This is a genomic window from Streptomyces sp. NPDC093221 (assembly GCF_044753885.1).
In the GTDB taxonomy this organism is placed as follows: domain Bacteria; phylum Actinomycetota; class Actinomycetes; order Streptomycetales; family Streptomycetaceae; genus Actinacidiphila.
Map to the genome: position 1 here is coordinate 120,714 of NZ_JBIVOA010000010.1, position 16,834 is coordinate 137,547.

At 69.7% G+C, this 16,834-nt stretch carries 14 protein-coding genes, 1 tRNA gene and 1 pseudogene; 11 read left to right on the forward strand and 5 right to left on the reverse strand.

The window, feature by feature from the left end; all coding sequences use genetic code 11:
* Position 1: 1 nt before the first annotated feature.
* Both orn and ACIQCJ_RS30410 read left to right on the forward strand, forming a co-directional pair.
* Entirely contained in the window at positions 2–604 is a 603-nt protein-coding gene (gene orn, locus ACIQCJ_RS30405; RefSeq protein WP_401853602.1) for an oligoribonuclease, read from the forward strand.
* Positions 605–740: 136 nt separating this feature from the next.
* Positions 741–816: transfer RNA gene (locus tag ACIQCJ_RS30410), tRNA-His, on the forward strand.
* Positions 817–894: 78 nt separating this feature from the next.
* Here the strand turns inward: ACIQCJ_RS30410 and ACIQCJ_RS30415 are convergent.
* A complete protein-coding gene (locus ACIQCJ_RS30415; protein ID WP_402713132.1) occupies positions 895–3,822 on the reverse strand; it encodes a glycoside hydrolase family 48 protein in 2,928 nt (975 codons plus the stop codon).
* A 264-nt stretch (positions 3,823–4,086) separates the two neighbouring features.
* On the opposite strand from ACIQCJ_RS30415, the gene ACIQCJ_RS30420 reads away from it, so the two are divergent.
* The 4 genes from ACIQCJ_RS30420 (at position 4,087) to ACIQCJ_RS30435 (ending at position 10,203) form a co-directional block, all read left to right on the forward strand.
* Complete coding sequence (locus ACIQCJ_RS30420) at positions 4,087–5,646, forward strand: cellulose binding domain-containing protein (RefSeq protein ID WP_402713133.1); 1,560 nt, start codon at positions 4,087–4,089, stop codon at positions 5,644–5,646.
* A gap of 299 nt (positions 5,647–5,945) precedes the next feature.
* A complete protein-coding gene (locus ACIQCJ_RS30425; RefSeq protein WP_402713134.1) occupies positions 5,946–7,745 on the forward strand; it encodes a discoidin domain-containing protein in 1,800 nt (599 codons plus the stop codon).
* A 444-nt stretch (positions 7,746–8,189) separates the two neighbouring features.
* Positions 8,190–9,344 (forward strand): alpha-lytic protease prodomain-containing protein, encoded by a 1,155-nt coding sequence (locus ACIQCJ_RS30430; protein WP_391160533.1) that lies wholly within the window; start codon positions 8,190–8,192, stop codon positions 9,342–9,344.
* 262 nt (positions 9,345–9,606) lie between these two features.
* Complete coding sequence (locus ACIQCJ_RS30435) at positions 9,607–10,203, forward strand: sigma-70 family RNA polymerase sigma factor (RefSeq protein WP_355336971.1); 597 nt, start codon at positions 9,607–9,609, stop codon at positions 10,201–10,203.
* Between the two features lie 1,146 nt (positions 10,204–11,349).
* Here ACIQCJ_RS30435 and ACIQCJ_RS30440 read toward each other — a convergent pair.
* Positions 11,350–11,556 carry a hypothetical protein gene (locus ACIQCJ_RS30440; RefSeq protein ID WP_391046945.1) on the reverse strand — a complete coding sequence of 69 codons (207 nt, stop codon included), beginning with the start codon at positions 11,554–11,556 and terminating at the stop codon, positions 11,350–11,352.
* Positions 11,557–11,943: 387 nt separating this feature from the next.
* On the opposite strand from ACIQCJ_RS30440, the gene ACIQCJ_RS30445 reads away from it, so the two are divergent.
* Entirely contained in the window at positions 11,944–12,333 is a 390-nt protein-coding gene (locus tag ACIQCJ_RS30445; RefSeq protein WP_402713196.1) for an RDD family protein, read from the forward strand.
* Between the two features lie 126 nt (positions 12,334–12,459).
* Here ACIQCJ_RS30445 and ACIQCJ_RS30450 read toward each other — a convergent pair whose 3' ends face one another.
* Entirely contained in the window at positions 12,460–13,281 is an 822-nt protein-coding gene (locus ACIQCJ_RS30450; protein ID WP_402713135.1) for an AraC family transcriptional regulator, read from the reverse strand.
* A 123-nt stretch (positions 13,282–13,404) separates the two neighbouring features.
* On the opposite strand from ACIQCJ_RS30450, the gene ACIQCJ_RS30455 reads away from it, so the two are divergent.
* The 3 genes from ACIQCJ_RS30455 (at position 13,405) to ACIQCJ_RS30465 (ending at position 15,421) form a co-directional block, all read left to right on the forward strand.
* Positions 13,405–14,136: an alpha/beta fold hydrolase gene (locus tag ACIQCJ_RS30455; RefSeq protein ID WP_402713136.1), complete on the forward strand. Its 732-nt coding sequence runs from the start codon at positions 13,405–13,407 to the stop codon at positions 14,134–14,136.
* Positions 14,137–14,145: 9 nt separating this feature from the next.
* Positions 14,146–14,520 (forward strand): YybH family protein, encoded by a 375-nt coding sequence (locus tag ACIQCJ_RS30460; protein WP_402713137.1) that lies wholly within the window; start codon positions 14,146–14,148, stop codon positions 14,518–14,520.
* A gap of 151 nt (positions 14,521–14,671) precedes the next feature.
* The gene (locus tag ACIQCJ_RS30465) at positions 14,672–15,421 is read left to right on the forward strand and encodes a VOC family protein (RefSeq protein ID WP_402713138.1); all 750 of its coding nucleotides are present in this window, start codon (positions 14,672–14,674) and stop codon (positions 15,419–15,421) included.
* A 75-nt stretch (positions 15,422–15,496) separates the two neighbouring features.
* On the opposite strand, the gene ACIQCJ_RS30470 is transcribed toward ACIQCJ_RS30465, so the two are convergent.
* Both ACIQCJ_RS30470 and ACIQCJ_RS30475 read right to left on the reverse strand, forming a co-directional pair.
* On the reverse strand, positions 15,497–15,688 hold the full coding sequence (locus ACIQCJ_RS30470) for a hypothetical protein (protein WP_401304819.1): 192 nt from the start codon (positions 15,686–15,688) through the stop codon (positions 15,497–15,499).
* 150 nt (positions 15,689–15,838) lie between these two features.
* Entirely contained in the window at positions 15,839–16,573 is a 735-nt protein-coding gene (locus ACIQCJ_RS30475; protein WP_355336958.1) for a D-Ala-D-Ala carboxypeptidase family metallohydrolase, read from the reverse strand.
* A gap of 29 nt (positions 16,574–16,602) precedes the next feature.
* On the opposite strand from ACIQCJ_RS30475, the pseudogene ACIQCJ_RS30480 reads away from it, so the two are divergent.
* Positions 16,603–16,834, forward strand: a pseudogene (locus ACIQCJ_RS30480) (hypothetical protein); the annotation flags it as partial.

The window sequence follows — 16,834 nt, forward strand, 5'->3', positions numbered from 1 at the left end:
TATGAACGACCGGATGGTGTGGATCGACTGTGAGATGACCGGGCTGTCGCTGGCCCACGACGCGCTGATCGAGGTGGCCGCGCTCGTCACGGACTCCGAGCTGAATGTGCTCGGGGACGGGGTGGACGTGGTCATCCGGCCGCCCGACGAGGCGCTCGTGACCATGCCGGACATCGTGCGGGAGATGCACACCTCCTCCGGTCTGCTGGAGGAGCTGCCCGGCGGGATCACGCTCGATGAGGCCGAGAAGATCGTGCTGGGGTACGTGCGCGAGCACGTGGCCGAGCCGCGCAAGGCGCCGCTGTGCGGGAATTCGGTCTCCACCGACCGCGGCTTCCTCGCGCGCGACATGGGGACCCTGGAGCAGCACCTGCACTACCGGATCGTGGACGTCTCCTCGATCAAGGAGCTGGCCCGCCGCTGGTACCCGCGCGCGTACTTCAACAGCCCGGAGAAGAACGGCAACCACCGGGCGCTGGCCGACATCCGCGAGTCGATCGCGGAGCTGCGCTACTACCGCGAGGCGGTCTTCGTCCCCCAGCCGGGGCCGGACACCGACACCGTGCGGGCCATCGCGGCCAAGCACGTCCTGCCGGCGGAGTAGCGCGGCCGGAAGGCCCTGCTGAGCGGCCAGGAAAGGCCGCGGGAAGCGGCCGTGAAAGCTCGCCAAAAGGGATGCGCGAGCACGCCCCCGCACCCTGTACACTTCTTCAGGTCGGCGCCTGAAAGCGCCGGACATGGTGGGTGTAGCTCAGTTGGTAGAGCACCTGGTTGTGGTCCAGGTGGCCGCGGGTTCAAGTCCCGTCACTCACCCCATACGAGAGGCCCGGCCCGCGGAAGCGGACCGGGCCTCTCGCGTGACTCACGTCACATCAGGGGTGGTCGTACGCCGCCTCACTCGTTGAAGAGCAGCGCGTACGAGCCCATCGCCAGCGCGATGTCCGCCTGGGCCCAGAAGCGGTGGTAGGTGAAGGTCGGGGCGGCTCCTCCGCCGAGGTAGGTGGCGATCTTGGACCAGTTGGGGTCGTTCTTGTAGAAGGAACGCAGCTCCAGGAAGGTCGAGCTGGAGTTGATCTTGTCGCCGTTCGGCATGGCGCCGGAGAAGGTGGACGGGACGTAGACCGGGTCGTTGAAGCGGGAGAAGTCCGTACGGGTCTCCGGCACCGCGATGCCCAGGGCGTCCTGGTTGTTGCTCCACATGCCGTCCAGCAGCGCCTTGGCCGTGGTCTTGGCGGCGGCGTTCCCGGACTTGGCGCCGTAGTACGACAGGGTCTTGGCCAGGGCGGCGGCGACACCGAGGTCGTTGCCGTAGGACGTGACCGTGACGTGCAGGTTGGCGTTGGCACCCGGCGAGGCGGCGTTCCAGGTGTCGGGAGCGCCGGTCCAGGCCAGGTCGGACGGGATCTTGAAGGTGCCGTCGGGGTTGATGGTGGTCTGGGAGATCGCCCAGGTCACCCACTTGTCGAGCACCGCCTTGGCCTTGGCGTCACCGGTCTGCTGGTAGTACTCGGCGACGCGCTCCATCGACCACGCCTGCATGCCGAACCACTGGTTCGACGGCGGGTCGTGGTAGACGGGCTCCCAGTCGTACGCCATCCCGTAGAAGGTCGGCGTGCCGGCCGGGGGCTGGGCGTAGGCGCCGTCCCAGCTATTGGTGGCACCGCCCGCGATGCCGCCCTCCTTGGACTGGAGCCAGGTGTAGAACTCCAACTGCCGGGTGAGGCTGGTCGACCAGTCCTGCTTGCCGGTGGCCGACTTGGGGGCCATCGCCGGGTCGGTGGTCAACGCGTAGGCCGCCAGCGGGTTCTGGTAGCCGAAGTGCGAGGCGCCGTCACCGATCCGCCAGGACCAGCCGCCGCCCGTACCGCTGGAACCGCCCCAGGCGTAGTACCAGGACAGCAGGTAGTGCTCGCTGTCCTTGCCGGTGCCCGCCGGGCAGGACGGACTCGTGCAGTTGCCGATCTTCTTGAAGTACTTGTCGAAGAACGAGTACCGCAGGTAGTCGCCCATCTTTCCGGCCTTGGCGACCGTGGTCGCCACATCGGCGCCCTTGCCCTGCGCCTTGGCCCAGGTGTCCGCCCAGTAGGCGGCCTGGATCGCGCGCGCGTCGGCGTCCGGGGCGTCGGTGTACTTCCACTGCTTGGCGTACGACGAGTCGCCGGTGAACAGGTCTAGATAGCCGTTGGTGCCGCCGTACTTGAAGGCGTCGCAGGTCGGCTGCGGCACCGTCTCCCACACCGACTCCTGCGCGCCGCGCTGGAAGGTGTTGATGTACGAGGGACCGGCCGCCGTCGGGCCCAGCTCGCAGCCGCCGCCGGGCGTGTCACCGAACCCGTAGGTGTTGTCCACGTCCTGGAGCCAGTGCATGCCGTAGATGTCGGACGTGCCGTACGCCGACTTCAGCTCGTTCGCGATCGGGTCCTGACCGACCGGGACGCTCGTGTCGAGCTTGGACGGGTAGTCCGAGGGCAGCGGGTGCTCCGGCGCGTACGTGGCGGGCTTGCTCGGGTCGTAGAAGCTGTTCGTGGGCTGGTCGGCGGAGGTGGGGATCATGTACTTCTCCATCAGCGCCCAGGCCCCGTTGAACTTGCTCCAGTCCTGGGTGATCCGGCCGTACATCGCCTGGAGCCAGATCAGGTACGAGTACGCCTCCGACGTCGTCTCGTGCCCGTAGTCCGGCGCCTCCACGATCAGGGTCTCCACCGAGTGGTAGGGGATGCCCTGCGGGGAGAAGTAGCCGTTGGCCGGGTCGGTGATCTTGCCGTAGAGGTTCAGGAAGCGGGAGTCGTACGTGCCGCTGGTGCCCGTCACCTCCGTCACCGTGACGTCGGCCTTGGCGAAGCCGGTGGCGGTCGCGGAGAAGGTCGCCGCTCCGCTGCCGGTGGCCGCGGCGGCGACGGTGACCGTCTGCGCCGTGCTCCAGTTGGCGGGGGTGAAGGTCAGGCTGGCGCCGGACTTCACGGTCAGCGCGGTGTTCCCCGAGGTGCGCGCGACGGCGACCGTGACATTGGCCGACGGCGCGCCGGACAGCTTGACACCGAAGGTGCCGGTGCCGCCCTGCGTGACCGAGACCTGCGTGGGCGAGGCGACGATCGAGGGCCCGGCGGCCACGTGCACGCCCACCGGGGTCGATTCGCCGGACGCGCCCAGGCTGTCGTACGCCTTGGCGTAGACCGAGTAGTCACCGGCCGCGACCGCGGGCCAGGTGAAGGTGTAGGGCGAGGTGGTGTCGGTGCCCAGCAGCGTGGTGTCGCTCCAGAACTCCACCTTGCTGACGGTCGCCGAGTCCGCCGCGACCGCGGTGGCCGCCAGCGGGATGCTGGCGCCGGCGGTGTACGTGGCCCCGGCCGACGGGCTGGTGAGCACGGTGAGCGGTGGCTGGTGAGCGCCCCCGCATACGGTGCCGTTGACGGCGAAAGCGGTCGGCGCCGCGTTCGTGCCGCTGTAGTTGAAGTTGGCGCTCGTGGTCACACCGGCGTTCGGCGCGATCGTCTTGTTCCAGTCGAGCGATTTGACGGTGACGTTCTTCCCGGTCTGCGACCAGGTGCCGTTCCAGCCGCTCTGGAGCGTCTGGTTGCCGGCGTAGGCGTACGTCAGTGTCCAGCCGTCGATCGCGGCCGTACCGCGGTTGGTGATGGTGGCGTTGGCGGTGAAGCCCGAACCCCAGTCGTTGGCCGAGTAGTCGACGCTGCACTGGAGAGTGTCCGCGTGGGCGACGGTTCCGCCGCCTGCCACGGTCAGGGCGAGCGGCAGGGACAGCGCGACGGCGAAAGCCGTCACCAGCCTGCGGATCCGCTTGCTGAACGGTCTTCCTCTGGGCATGCGAGAAGCCCTCCTCGCGGTTCTGTGGGGGGATGGAAACATCTGAACCAGTGGGAGCGCTCCCACAATCAAGGCGCTGTGAGCGCACTGTCAAGAGGTGAAGCAGAACGGCATGTTCATGCCGCTATCACCGGGGAGTCGCTACAGAAGTCGACACGGTCGTCACCGAACCCCTACCGCCCTCGCCGACTTGCCGCTATGGTCTGCGGCGGACCAGTGGGAGCGCGTCCACTTCTCGATCCCCCCACTTACGAGGAGTCGCACATGCGACGACCCACGCGCACCGCGGCATTCGGGATCGCGGCCGTCACGACGGCCGCGACCGCCGCCGCGCTACTACCCGCCGCGCTCGGCGCGACCGCGTCGGGTGCCGCCCCCGCCTGTTCGGTGGCCTACTCGGTGACCAGCCAGTGGGACGCCGGATTCCAGGGCGATGTGGTGATCACCAACAACGCCGCCGCGACGACCAGTTGGAATCTGAGCTTCGACTTCCCCGGCAGCCAGAAGGTCACCCAGGGCTGGAACGGCACCTGGACCCAGTCCGGCAAGACCGTCAGCGTCGCCTCGATGTCGTACAACGGGACGATCGCCACGGGCGGTTCGGTGAGCGCCGGATTCCTGGCCAACTGGTCGGGCTCCAACCCGGCGCCGACGGTCTTCAAACTCAACGGGACCACGTGCAATGTGAACGGCACGACGCCGCCCACCACGCCCCCGACGACCCCGCCCACGACACCCCCGACCACTCCCCCGACCACTCCCCCGACCACACCGCCGACAACGCCGCCGACGACTCCGCCCGGTGGTGACACCGCGCCGCCCAAGCTGCACGTCTCCGGCAACCAGCTCGTCGACTCCACCGGCAAGAACGTCGTGCTGCACGGCGTCAACCGCTCCGGCACCGAGTTCATGTGCGCGCAGGGCTACGGCGTCTTCGACGGCCCGGTGGACGACGCGGCGATCGACGCGATCAAGAGCTGGCACGTCACGGCGGTCCGCGTCCCGCTCAACGAGGACTGCTGGCAGGGCCTTTCGTACGTGCCCGCCGCGTACGGCGGCGCCAACTACGTCTCGGCGATCACCGGCTGGGTCAACCGGCTGGTCGCGCACGGCATCACGCCGATCGTGGAACTGCACTGGAGCCACGGCACGTACACCGGCAACTCGGCGGGCTGCTCGGACGTCAACGCGACCTGCCAGAAGCCGATGCCGGACGCGCAGTACGCGATCCCGTTCTGGACCGGCGTGGCCAACGCGTTCAAGAACAACACCTCGGTGGTCTTCGACCTGTTCAACGAGCCCTACCCGGACCGCGCCACCTCCACCACCGAGCAGGCGTGGACCTGCTGGCGGGACGGCGGCACCTGCCCGGGGATCGGCTACCAGGTGGCCGGCATGCAGTCGATGATCAACGCCGTACGCGGCACCGGCGCGCAGAACGTGATCCTGGCGGGCGGTCTGGCGTACTCCAACGACCTGACCGGCTGGCTGGCGCACAAGCCCACGGACCCGACGGGCAATCTGGGCGCCGCGCTCCACGTCTACAACTTCAACACCTGCTCCTCGGCGGCCTGCTGGGACTCGCAGGTCGCGCCGGTCGCGGCGCAGGTCCCGCTGGTGGCCGGTGAGATCGGCGAGAACACCTGCTCGCACGGCTTCATCGACCAGTTCATGAACTGGCTGGACGCGCACAAGCTGTCGTACCTGGGGTGGACCTGGAACACCTGGGACTGCTCCTCGGGACCGTCGCTGATCTCGGCGTACGACGGGACGCCGACGGCGTACGGGATCGGGCTGCGCGATCACCTGGCGTCGCTGGGGTAGCCCGGTGACGTGACGAGCCGGAGCGGTCCCGCGCATGGATGGCGTGTGCGGGGCCGCTCCTTCGCGCCGCGCGGGAGTGCGAGGCGCGAGTGACGGCGCGCGGGGTGTGAGCTGCGGGTTCGGCGTCCGCTCGCGTTCGGTTCTCGAAATCGGGCACGGGGCCAACTGACCATTATTGAACAACTCATTGACGCGGCTGTTCGGCGCTTGTAAACATCACCTCGCCGGGAGAGCGCTCTCAATGCACTCCGGCTCCCTCCGGCCTCCATCACGGACCCCCACCCGGTTGAGGAGAACACATGTCAGGCAGCACTACCCTGTCGGTGCGCCAACGGCCATGGCGCGGCGGGCGCAGGCCGGTTCTGATCTTCACCGTCCTCGCGGCTCTGCTGGCGAGCCTGGCGCTCGTCTGGACCCAGTCCCCGGCCCGCGCGGCGGACACCCTGCTCTCCCAGGGCAAGCCGGCCACCGCGTCCTCGACGGAGAACGCGGGCACGCCCGCGTCGGCCGCCGTGGACGGCAACACCGGCACCCGCTGGTCGAGCGCCGCCGCCGATCCGCAGTGGCTCCAGGTCGACCTCGGCTCCTCGCAGACGATCACCTCCGTCGCCCTCAACTGGGAGGCGGCGTACGCGAAATCCTTCAAGATCCAGACGTCGGCCAACGGCACGACCTGGACCGACATCTACTCCACCACGACCGGAACGGGCGGCAACCAGACGCTGACCGTAAACGGTTCCGGGCGCTATGTCCGGGTGTACGGCACGGTCCGCGCCACCCAGTACGGCTACTCCCTGTGGGAGTTCCAGGTGTACGGCAACGGCGGTACGACGCCGCCCGCCGCCTGCGGCACGGCCAACGCCGCGCTGAACCACCCGGCCACCGCGTCCTCCACCGAGAACGCGACCACCCCCGCCTCGGCGGCGGTCGACGGCAACACCGGCACCCGCTGGTCCAGCGCCTTCGGCGACCCGCAGTGGCTCCAGGTCGACCTCGGCTCCTCGCAGACCATCTGCAAGGTCGGCCTCAACTGGGAGGCGGCGTACGCCACCGGCTTCCAGATCCAGGTGTCCGACAGCGGTACCGGCGGTTGGACGAACATCTACTCCACCACCACCGGGACCGGCGGCGTCCAGGCGCTCAACGTCACCGGCACCGGCCGCTACCTGCGGGTCAACGGCACCGCCCGCGCCACCGCGTACGGCTACTCGCTGTGGGAGCTGACCGTCAACACCACCGGCGGCGGCACCACGACTCCCCCCACCACACCGCCCAGTGACAGCTTCTGGGGCACGACGGACGACATTCCGGCCGCGCACAATGTGATGGAACTGAAGATCCTCAACCGGACCAACGGCCAGTACCCGGACAGCCAGGTGTACTGGAGCTTCAACGGCACGGTCCACTCGATCGCCGAGCAGCCGTACTTCGACATGCCGGCGAACTCCTCGGGCCGGATGTACTTCTACCTCGGCTCGCCGAACAGCCAGTACTACGACTTCATCGAGTTCACCATCGGCGCCAAGGTCTTCAACGGGAACACCACCCGGGTCGACGCCTGGGGCCTGCCGCTGGCCATCCGGCTGCACACGCACGACGGCCAGGACGTCCAGCTCGGTGACAGCCAGGACCTGTTCAACCAGAGCCGGGAGGCGACCTTCGCGCAGTTCCAGGCCGCCGTACCGCAGCAGTTCAAGGTGCTGGCCCAGACCCAGGCCCCGTACCGGATCATCGCGCCGGGCAGCGACCCGAGCTTCCGCGCGGGCGGCGCGAACGCCAACTACTTCACGGCGTACGCCAATTCGGTCGGTGTCAACGAGCCCACATCCAACATCTTCGGCTGCGCGGGCTCGCTGGCGGGCAACCCCGGCATGTGCGCCGCGCTCAACCGGCACACCGCCAACCTCCCGTCCAGCCAGTGGGAGGACCCGACCAAGTTCTACACGGGCGGCGACCCGGCCAACTGGTACGCCAAGTTCTGGCACGACCACGCGATCAACCACCTCGCCTACGGGTTCCCGTACGACGACGTGGCCGGGCAGGCCGCGTACGCCTCGCTCCAGAACCCGCAGTGGATGGAGATCGCGGTGGGCTGGTAGCACCCGCTGCCGCTCCTTCCTTCTCACCGTTCTTTTCTCCTCCCCCCACAAGCCGGGGGCGGGCGGCGGCCGTTCATGGCCGCCGGCCGCCCCCGGCGGCATGTCCGGGTCCGGGTCCGGCGGCGCGCGGGTCCGGCGGCGGGTCGGGTCCGGCGGCACGTCCGAGGCCCGTGGCGGGTCCGGGTCCGGCGGCGCGCGGGTCCGGCTTCTTTGCGACTCGGATATCTCGCCATGGCGGACGTTTTACCTCCGGATATCCGTGGACGAAACGGGTGTTACGCACGAGGCGGTGTTGACATGTGCTCGACATCGTTTGATGGTGGGGGACGGCCGGTGGTGAGAGCGCTCTCGTGCGGTGGAGGCGCGCTGGACTGCCGGGCGCTGTTCGAGTGTGTTGTCCCCCCACGATTTCTCGCTCGCGAGAAGGTGCAAAGGAGCGCGTCGATGCGACGTATGACTCGTACGGGCTGGTGTCTGTCCGCCGTAGTGGCTTTGGGAGTAGGGGCGTTGGGGCTGGCGCCGGTGACCTCGGCGTCGGCCTCCGAGCCGTTGTCGCCGGGGCTGGTGAGCGCCATGCAGCGGGACCTGGGGCTGACCCAGACGCAGGCGACCGCGCGGCTGAAGGCCGAGGCGACGGCGACCACGCTGGCGCCCACCGCCCGGCGCGCGGCCGGAAAGGCGTTCGGCGGCGAGTGGTTCGACGCCGCCTCCGGCAAGCTGGTGGTGGGGGTGACCGACAGCGCCGCGACCGAGGCCGTACGCGCGACCGGCGCGTCGACCGTGAAGGTCGCGCACACCGCGGCCGCGCTGGACTCGGCCAAGGCCGGGCTCGACACCGCGGCCAAGTCGTCGGCCGGTGCGCCCGCCGCGGTGCGGAGCTGGCGCGTCGACGTCACGACCAACCGCGTCGTCGCCGACGTACAGGCGGGGGCGGAGAACCGCGCGGACGTGGCGGCCTTCCTCGCGCCCGCCCGCGCCGCCGGGCTGCTGACCGTCAAGGCCGACAACTCCCCCGCGCCCCGCACCTTCTCGGCCGGGACCGTCGGCGGTGACCCGTACTACATCAACGGCAACACCCGCTGCTCCATAGGCTTCTCGGTGGTCGGCGGCTTCGTCAGCGCCGGGCACTGCGGCACGCCGGGCAGCTCCGTGGCCGGCTGGGACGGCTCGGCGATGGGCACCTTCGTCGGCTCCACCTTCCCCGGCAACGACTACTCCTACATCTCCATCGGCAACGGCTGGTGGACCGTCCCGGTCGTCCTCGGCTGGGGCACCGTCAGCGACGTCCTGGTCCGCGGCTCCAACGTCGCCCCGGTCGGCTCCTCCATCTGCCGCTCCGGCTCCACCACCCACTGGCACTGCGGCACCGTCCTGTCCCAGGGCGACACCGTCAACTACGCCCAGGGCGCGGTCTACAGCCTGACCGGCACCAACGTCTGCGCCGAACCGGGCGACTCCGGCGGCTCGTTCATCACCGGCGACCAGGCCCAGGGCGTCACCTCCGGCGGCTGGGGCAACTGCACCAGCGGCGGCCAGACCTGGTTCCAGCCGGTCAACCCGATCCTGAGCCGCTACGGGCTGACCCTGGTCACCGCCTGACCGGATTCGGGACCCGTCGCGGTCCCGGTGATGCGTGACAGGTGATGCGTGACAGCTGCGCCTGGTGCGAAGTCGGCGAGGACTTCGGCCGGGTCGGCGGAGTCGGTCGCATGTCGTGTGTCCATGCCTCTAGGGGCGTGTGAGGCGCCGGATTCTTGAAGCCCAGCCCCTTCGGGGGCAGTGGAAAGAATCCGGCGCCTCGCGCGTCCTACTCCATGTCCGGCAACGCGGGGCGACCCGCAGATCGAATGGAGCGGAGGACATGGGACAAGGCTCGGGGGCCATGACGACGAGCGCCGTACCGCCGCCGAAACGGCTGTCGGAGGAGCTGGAAGGGCTCATCGAGGCAGAACTGAAGGAGGTACATCCCCGCCTGCTCAGGGCGGTCAGGCGACTGACCCGGGACGCGGTCCTCGCCGAGGACATCACGCAGGAGGCGTGCATCGCCGTCATCCTGGAGTACCGCAAGGGCACCGTCTTCGAGAAGCCGGTGATCGTCTTCGCGACGGTGGTCGCCCGCAACAAGCTCAAGTCGCACTACAACCGGCTCGGTACGCGCTACGAGGACCCGACCGGGGAACTCCCCGAAGGCGTCCCGTGGCCCGGCGTTCCCGGCCGCCCCGCCGCGGACCATCTCACGGCCTCACTGGAGTTCATCGAACTCCTCGCCGCCGTACGAGCCGCGATCGGCCACGAACGCCCGTACACCATATGGGAATTGACCCATGTATGGGGCCTGAGCGGGGTCGAGATCGCCGCCCACCTGGGCGTCTCGCCCGCGACCGTCAGCAAGGACCTGAAGAAGGCCACCCGACTGGCCTTAGGCATCGGCCCGGAGGAGGAATGGCGCGCGGAATAGGTCTGCTTCTCGGGACCACGGATCACTTTCACCGTGGTCCCGAGTCGGGATCTAATCCCGACACGAAGAACAGGGGGAGACAGGGAGGATGCACGTGTCGAAACCGAATCGAGGGGATTCACCGCACGAAAGGATGCTGGCATACCTGAACGAGAGTGACCGCACGATGAACGACCCGCCCGAGCCCGAGGGGGGCAAGGGCGTTGGGGGCACGACCGGTTGGCATGAGGTGTACGGGGGACTCATGGCGACCGCGGAGGCAGTCCGGATCGTGGCGGGGGCCACGGCGGACGCGCCGACGACCGGGGAGGACGTCGCCGGCGCACCACGGGAACACCCGGGGGAACACCAGGGGGAATGGGTACCGGTCGGCGGCACGCGGGGGCGCTGATCCGTATCCCGAACGTGCCCGTTGCCCGACGCGAGGGGGTCGTCGAGCAACGGGCACATCGACGGATGGCAGAGCTCACGTCAGACGTGACGACACGAAGTGTCAGCAAGGGCTAAACGTACTTCAGGCCCGTTGACGGAGAATCCAATGGGCTGCTCCAATCACCGCTGTCCCCACCTATCGGTAACCTCATAGCGACTCACGCCATGTCGAGCGGCCAACTCGCCGGCACCGGCCTCCTCGGCCACGCCCCCCGCAACCCCGCCGAGCAGCAGGTCCACGCTACAGAATTCCCGTGAGAGTGAAATCCGATGAGCCGTTCACAGGGAAATTCTATTCAATTGCGCACCGCGCTTGATCCCGAACCCGCACGGACAACACCTCAGAGTTTTCCATCTCACGGAGAATCCCTCGAACGACGTCTTGATCGAAATCCTCTCGGCGAGACATTTCAATGACCCACGGAGCAGCCAGTTGCATCCAATACGAACGGCCAGACCTCCACGCCGACTCGACCGTCAGCTCAATTAGCCTCTCGGGAGTCGATACGCCGCCCCGACTGAGCTGCTCCCACGAGCGGGCATATTCAGCCAGGGATTCGGGCAGATCACGCTCCAGGTAGGGCCACATGGGAACGAAACCGGAGCTCACAAGCGCAGCTCGCCCTTCCGATTCCACCCCGACCCCAATACGGCCGTCAGGCATGATCCCAATCCATGCCCCGTCCCCTCGGTACACCACCGGAGTCCAATTACTCATCTGAACACCGGGAAGCGGGTGCCCGCGTCGGTCGCGGCGTCCTCGGTGAGGGCCGAAGCGGCCTTTCCCTGCGGGGACTTCTCCGCTGTCTGCGAAGGAGGAGCGGCGAACGCCTGCCCGCCCGCACCCAAGGGCGCGAGGCCGCCCGTCACCATTACCGCCGCCACGGCAGCAATCAACGACCTGCGCGCATGTCTGCTCACCACAGAGCTCTCCCCCGCCCCAGCCCCAAAGTCCCCACCCGGAGCCACAGAATTCCCACAAGTTCGCAGATCTTACATGTGATGTACATGCTCAGGTCAAGGGTGCATAAAGGGGTCTTCTGGCGGGTGGGCGGACGATGGAGACCACGGACATATCCGGAGGGAGTCCTTCCATGCGGAGGGGGCGATCGCTCGTGGGCATAATCTGCTTTACTCCACGCCGTGGATGACAGAGGGGCGTCTCAGCCTGGCGGTGGAAGTAGCGGCGGAACGGGCGTGGACGGGGTGCTTGCGCCGCAACAACCGGGCTCGGGAAATGAGTTGCCGGAATATCCCCGTGGGGGGCCTACGGATCAGGCTGTGTACGGGCAGGTGCCGGTGGGCGGGATGCCGCCACTGGCGTCGTGGGGCCGACGGGTAGCGGCGGCACTGATCGACGGCATCATCGTGTACGTGCCCGAACGCATCGTCTGGTACGCGCTGGGCAGCACGCCGGCAGCCGCCCAGTGGGGCGCACTTCTCGTCCTCCTGATTGCCATCGGCCTGAGCTACGTGGCGGGCACCACCGGGCAGACCCCCGGAAAGAAGGCGGTCGGCATCCACCTCCTACGCGAGGCCGACGGGCAAGTCCTCGGCGTCGGGAGGGCCTTCGGCCGCTGGTTCCTGCACATCCTCGACGCCGTCTGCTGCGGGCTCGGCTATCTGTGGCCGCTCTGGGACGAAAAGCGGCAGACCTTCGCCGACAAGATCGTGCGCTCCGTCGTCATCAAGCCCTGACAGCCGCAGGCGCGACAGCGGGGGCCACGGCGATGCCGCCGTGGGCGCGACCCCGGGCCTGAGTGACGAGCCAGGACCGGAATCGAGCCGTGGCGACGACCTTGGTCTCGATGACGAGTCTCCGCTTCACGACGCCGAAGGCGGCCTGGGGGCGGGGCGGTTGGTCCGGTAGCGGCCGGGGGTGGTGCCGAGGACGGCGGTGAAGGCGGCGATGAAGCCGCTGGGGTTGGCCCATCCGCAGGCGGCGGCGGTGCGGAGGGTGTCGTGGCCGTCGGCGAGGAGCACGAGGGCGTGGTGGATGCGCAGTTGGGTGCGCCACTCGTAGAAGGTCATGGCGAGTTCGTCGTGGAAGAGCCGGCTGAGGGTGCGGGGGCTGGCGCCGATCGTCCTGCCGAGTTCGGCCAGCGTGGAGTTGTCCGCCGGGTTCTCGTAGAGGATCCGGGCGACGGCTCGCAGTCGGTCGTCCGCGGGCTGCGGCAGGTGCAGGGGCTGTTCGTGCGCTTCCTGGAGGTCGTCGACGAGGACGCGCAGGAGGCGGGAGCGCGCGGCGGGGCTGTGCGCGGGCACGTCGGCGTCGTGCGCGCGGGGTCCGGTCAGGGCGAGCAGGACCTCGCGGGCGAGGCCGGAGGCGAGGAACACGGCGGGGTGGCCGGGCAGGAGCCGGGCGAGGGACGGCGTGAGGAAGACGATCCGCATGTCGGTGACACCGTGGGCGCGGTGGTGGTGCGTGAACCCCGCCGGGGTCCAGGCGACCCGGTCGGCGGGCACGATCGAGGTGCCGCGCTCGGTGTGGACCGCCAGGACGCCGCTGGCCGCGTACACCAGGTGCCCGCGTGGGTGCGACCGCACCTCGCTCGCCTCGCCGGACGGCCAGAGGTGGCGCCCGCCGGACGGCCACACATGGGACGTCACACCGGCGGCCGGGCGAGGTTGGCGGCGAACGGGCATGACTTGGCATCTTAGCGGTACCACGCCACCGCCTGCCCCCGTGAGACTGGCTCTGTACGGAGCGGTCCCGCGGCGCGCCGAGCGCCCGACCGGGCCGCGTGTCACCCGGAGAAGGAGAAGCACATGGCGACGTTCGTCCTCGTACCCGGCGCGTGGAAGGGCTCCTGGTCGTTCGAGGCGGTGGTCCCGCTGCTGGAGCGCGCCGGGCACACCGTGCACGCCCTGACCCTGACCGGTCTGCGGCCGGACGACGACAGCGCGACGGTCGCGACCGCCGGTCTCGACACGCACGCCGACGACGTGCTGCGGTGCCTGGACCGCCACAGCGTCACCGGCGCGACGCTGGTCGGCCACAGCTACGCCGGGATGGTGGTCGCCGCCGCGGCCGACCGCGCGGAGGGCCGGATCTCCCGGCTGGTGCACCTCGACGCCTACGTACCGCGCGACGGTGATTCGTGCTGGTCGTCGACGAACGACCACTTCCGGGAGGTGTTCGCCGCCGGCGCCGCGGCCACCGGCTACTCCGTCCGGCCGCCGGACGGCGGCGATCCCCGCCGCCGCCCCCATCCCCTCGCCGCCTTCCTCCAGACGGTCCGGCTGACCGGCGCGGTCGCCCGCGTCCCCCGCCGCGAGTTCGTCTACTGCTCGGGCTGGGAGAACCGGACACCCTTCGCCGGCCTCCGCGCCCGCCTCCAGGCCGACCCCGCCTGGCGGGTGCACGACCTCCCGACCGGCCACGACGCCATGCACGAGGCCCCGGACGCCGTCGCCGCGATCCTCCTCGCCGACGCCGACGCCGAGGCCGACGCGCACACCGCCGCCGACACCGCTGCCACCGCCCACCCGAGCGCCTGAGCCCGGCGCGTGTCGGATCCCGCAGCCGAACTCACGGCGTTCATGGCGCGGTATGAGCAGGCCAACAACAGCCACGACATCGCACGCGTGGTGCCGTTGATCGTCCCGGACGCCGTCTACTGGTTCTCCGACGGTTCGTACCGGGGTCTGGAGGAGATCGCGAGGGCGGTCGAGCGGACCTTTGAGGCGATCCGGGACGAGGTGTACGCGATCAGGGATCTTGAGTGGGTCGTGCTGGGCGCCGACCACGCCGTGTGCCGGTACCGCTTCTGCTGGACGGGGGTGGTGGACGGTCAGCCCCGGTCAGGGGAGGGGCGGGGCACGAACGTGATCGTGAAGCGGGACGGGGCGTGGAAGATGCTGCACGAGCACCTGAGTTCCTGAGGCGCAGGTGGGCCGGTGGGCCGGTGGGCCGGTGGGGGTCCTTCGGGCCGGGGCCCGGCGTCGCCGCCCGGGGCGGAAACTCGGGTGCGGGGGCCGGACGGGCGTGTCTAGGGTGCGGCTCGGACGTCGAGGGATCGGAGAGGTACGGGGTATGAGCAGTGAACTGTTCGCGATCTGCTTCAACGCGACGCGGCCGACGGGGCTGGCGAGGTTCTGGTCCGGGGTGCTGGGCTGGGAGGTGCCCCCCGGTGAGGACGAGGACGCGCAGGGCGGTGTCGCGATCGTGCCGCCCGCCGCGGACGGGGCGACCGGCGGCTTCCGTATCCGCTTCCTGCCGAGCCAGGAGCCCAAGTCCCGCCAGAATCAAGCGCACTTCGACCTGACGAGCGCCTCCGCCGAGGACCAGCGGCAGACGGTGGCCAGGGCGCTGGAACTGGGCGGACAGCACATCGACATCGGCCAACTCCCCGAAGAGGGGCACGTCGTGCTCGCCGATCCTGACGGCAACGAATTCTGCGTCATCGAGCCCGGCAACACATTCCTCGCCGACACCGGCGTCATCGGCGCCCTGGCCTGCGACGGCACCCGCGAGGTCGGATACTTCTGGAGCGAGGCCCTGCGGTGGCCCCTGGTCTGGGACCAGGACGAGGAGACCGCGATCCAGTCCCCCGAGGGCGGTACGAAGATCACCTGGGGCGGCCCGCCCGTCGCCCCCAAGACCGGCACCAACCGGCTCTTCTTCGAACTGGCCCTCCCCGCCGGCGCCGACCGCTCCGCCGAGGTCGACCGCCTCCTCGCCCTGGGTGCCACGCGCCCCGAGGCCGCGGAGACCGACGGCGGAGCCCACGTCCTGCTCCTCGACCCCGACGGCAACGAGTTCTCCGTCCGAAGGCCCGGATAGGCAGTCCTGCCCGGATGAAGCCGTCCTGCCCGAGCTGCCCAGGCCCGGCCCCCGCCCCGCCGCACCCCGCCGCGGTCAGTCCGCCGTGACGCCCCAGTAGCCGATCGAGACCGGCCGGCCGTCGGCGTCGTAGAGAACGGTGCAGTTGCCCGCCGCGCGGTCGGGGTAGAGGTCGCCGCGGTCCGACACCGCGGCGGTCCACTCGGCCTCGGTGGGACGGCCGCCGGGGCACCAGGCGCGGACCTCCGCGTCGGTCAAGGGGCGCATGAACGGCCCCTCCTCGTCATGGTCCCGAACCCGTGGTCGTCCTCGGAGAGTTCGCGCTCCTGCTCGGCCCGGAACGCCGCCGCCGGATCCGGGCGGTGCGGAACCCCGTGGCCGAGGTGGAGGGGGTGCGTCGGCCACGGGGCGCGGGGGTCAGATTCCGCAGGAAGAGGCGCTCCAGTAGCGGGAGCTCTGGTCGCCGAGGTGGGCGTGGGTGCTGTGGCCCGGGTAGCCGGGGCCGAGGATCTCGTTGAAGCCGTGGTAGCGGGCCTCCTGCACGATGCGGCAGTAGCTCGGCGAGCCGATCAGGTCGACGGCCCGGCCGTACATGTGGTTGCTGTTCGAGGCCCCGCCGACGGCGCTGTTGCACGAGGCTGAGCGGAAGCCGCTGCTCGTGTTGAGCGGCTGGTCGCCCAGCGCGTGGCGCAGCGCCTCCAGCTTCCACATGAGCCGCAGAGCGTTGTCACGGGCGGTGGCCGCACTGACCGCGCCGCCCGCCCAGGTGGTGTTGCAGCGGTTCATCTCGCCGAAGGTGAAGTGGATCGGGGTGCAGTCGGTGTCCTGGAGCGCGCCGATCTTCGCGAAGGTCTGCGGCCCGGCGATGCCGTCCGCCGTGAGGCCGTACGCCTGCTGGAAACGCACGACGGCGGACTTGGTCGCCGGCCCGAACTGGCCGTCGGTCGCCAGCACCGCGCCGTAGCCGGGGTATCCGGCGATCCGGATCTGGAGCTGGCGGACGTCCTCACCGCTCGCGCCCTGGCTGAGGGTGCGGCCCCAGGAGTAGCAGCCGGCCGCATGGGCGCTGCCCGCCGTCACGGCGGTTCCGACGAGGATAGCTGACGCAAACATGACAATAGCGAGTAATGCACGGACGTACCGTCTCAACATCACGCCTCCCATGGGGGGTTCACGGACTCATGAGACTGCCCGACCTTGTCTATGCGCGTCAACCACTCCTTGACCTGGCATATTCGCCTGGCGCACCTCGCCCGCGAACGCCGGCGGGGCCGCGCGGACACGGTGTCCGGGCGGCCCCGCAGAAGCAGGCCCCGCCGAAGCAGGCACAGCCGAAGCAGGCGCAGCCGAAGCAGGCGCAGCCGAAGCAGGCGCAGCCGAAGCAGGCACAGCCGAAGCAGGCACAGCCGAAGC

What these genes read in the sequence shown, in the direction of transcription:
- orn (WP_401853602.1), top strand. Translation starts at nt 2, where the DNA reads ATGAACGACCGGATGGTGTGGATCGACTGTGAGATGACCGGGCTGTCG.
- ACIQCJ_RS30415 (WP_402713132.1), bottom strand. Translation starts at nt 3,822, where the DNA reads ATGCCCAGAGGAAGACCGTTCAGCAAGCGGATCCGCAGGCTGGTGACG.
- ACIQCJ_RS30420 (WP_402713133.1), top strand. Translation starts at nt 4,087, where the DNA reads ATGCGACGACCCACGCGCACCGCGGCATTCGGGATCGCGGCCGTCACG.
- ACIQCJ_RS30425 (WP_402713134.1), top strand. Translation starts at nt 5,946, where the DNA reads ATGTCAGGCAGCACTACCCTGTCGGTGCGCCAACGGCCATGGCGCGGC.
- ACIQCJ_RS30430 (WP_391160533.1), top strand. Translation starts at nt 8,190, where the DNA reads ATGCGACGTATGACTCGTACGGGCTGGTGTCTGTCCGCCGTAGTGGCT.
- ACIQCJ_RS30435 (WP_355336971.1), top strand. Translation starts at nt 9,607, where the DNA reads ATGGGACAAGGCTCGGGGGCCATGACGACGAGCGCCGTACCGCCGCCG.
- ACIQCJ_RS30445 (WP_402713196.1), top strand. Translation starts at nt 11,944, where the DNA reads ATGCCGCCACTGGCGTCGTGGGGCCGACGGGTAGCGGCGGCACTGATC.
- ACIQCJ_RS30450 (WP_402713135.1), bottom strand. Translation starts at nt 13,281, where the DNA reads ATGCCCGTTCGCCGCCAACCTCGCCCGGCCGCCGGTGTGACGTCCCAT.
- ACIQCJ_RS30455 (WP_402713136.1), top strand. Translation starts at nt 13,405, where the DNA reads ATGGCGACGTTCGTCCTCGTACCCGGCGCGTGGAAGGGCTCCTGGTCG.
- ACIQCJ_RS30465 (WP_402713138.1), top strand. Translation starts at nt 14,672, where the DNA reads ATGAGCAGTGAACTGTTCGCGATCTGCTTCAACGCGACGCGGCCGACG.
- ACIQCJ_RS30470 (WP_401304819.1), bottom strand. Translation starts at nt 15,688, where the DNA reads ATGCGCCCCTTGACCGACGCGGAGGTCCGCGCCTGGTGCCCCGGCGGC.
- ACIQCJ_RS30475 (WP_355336958.1), bottom strand. Translation starts at nt 16,573, where the DNA reads ATGTTGAGACGGTACGTCCGTGCATTACTCGCTATTGTCATGTTTGCG.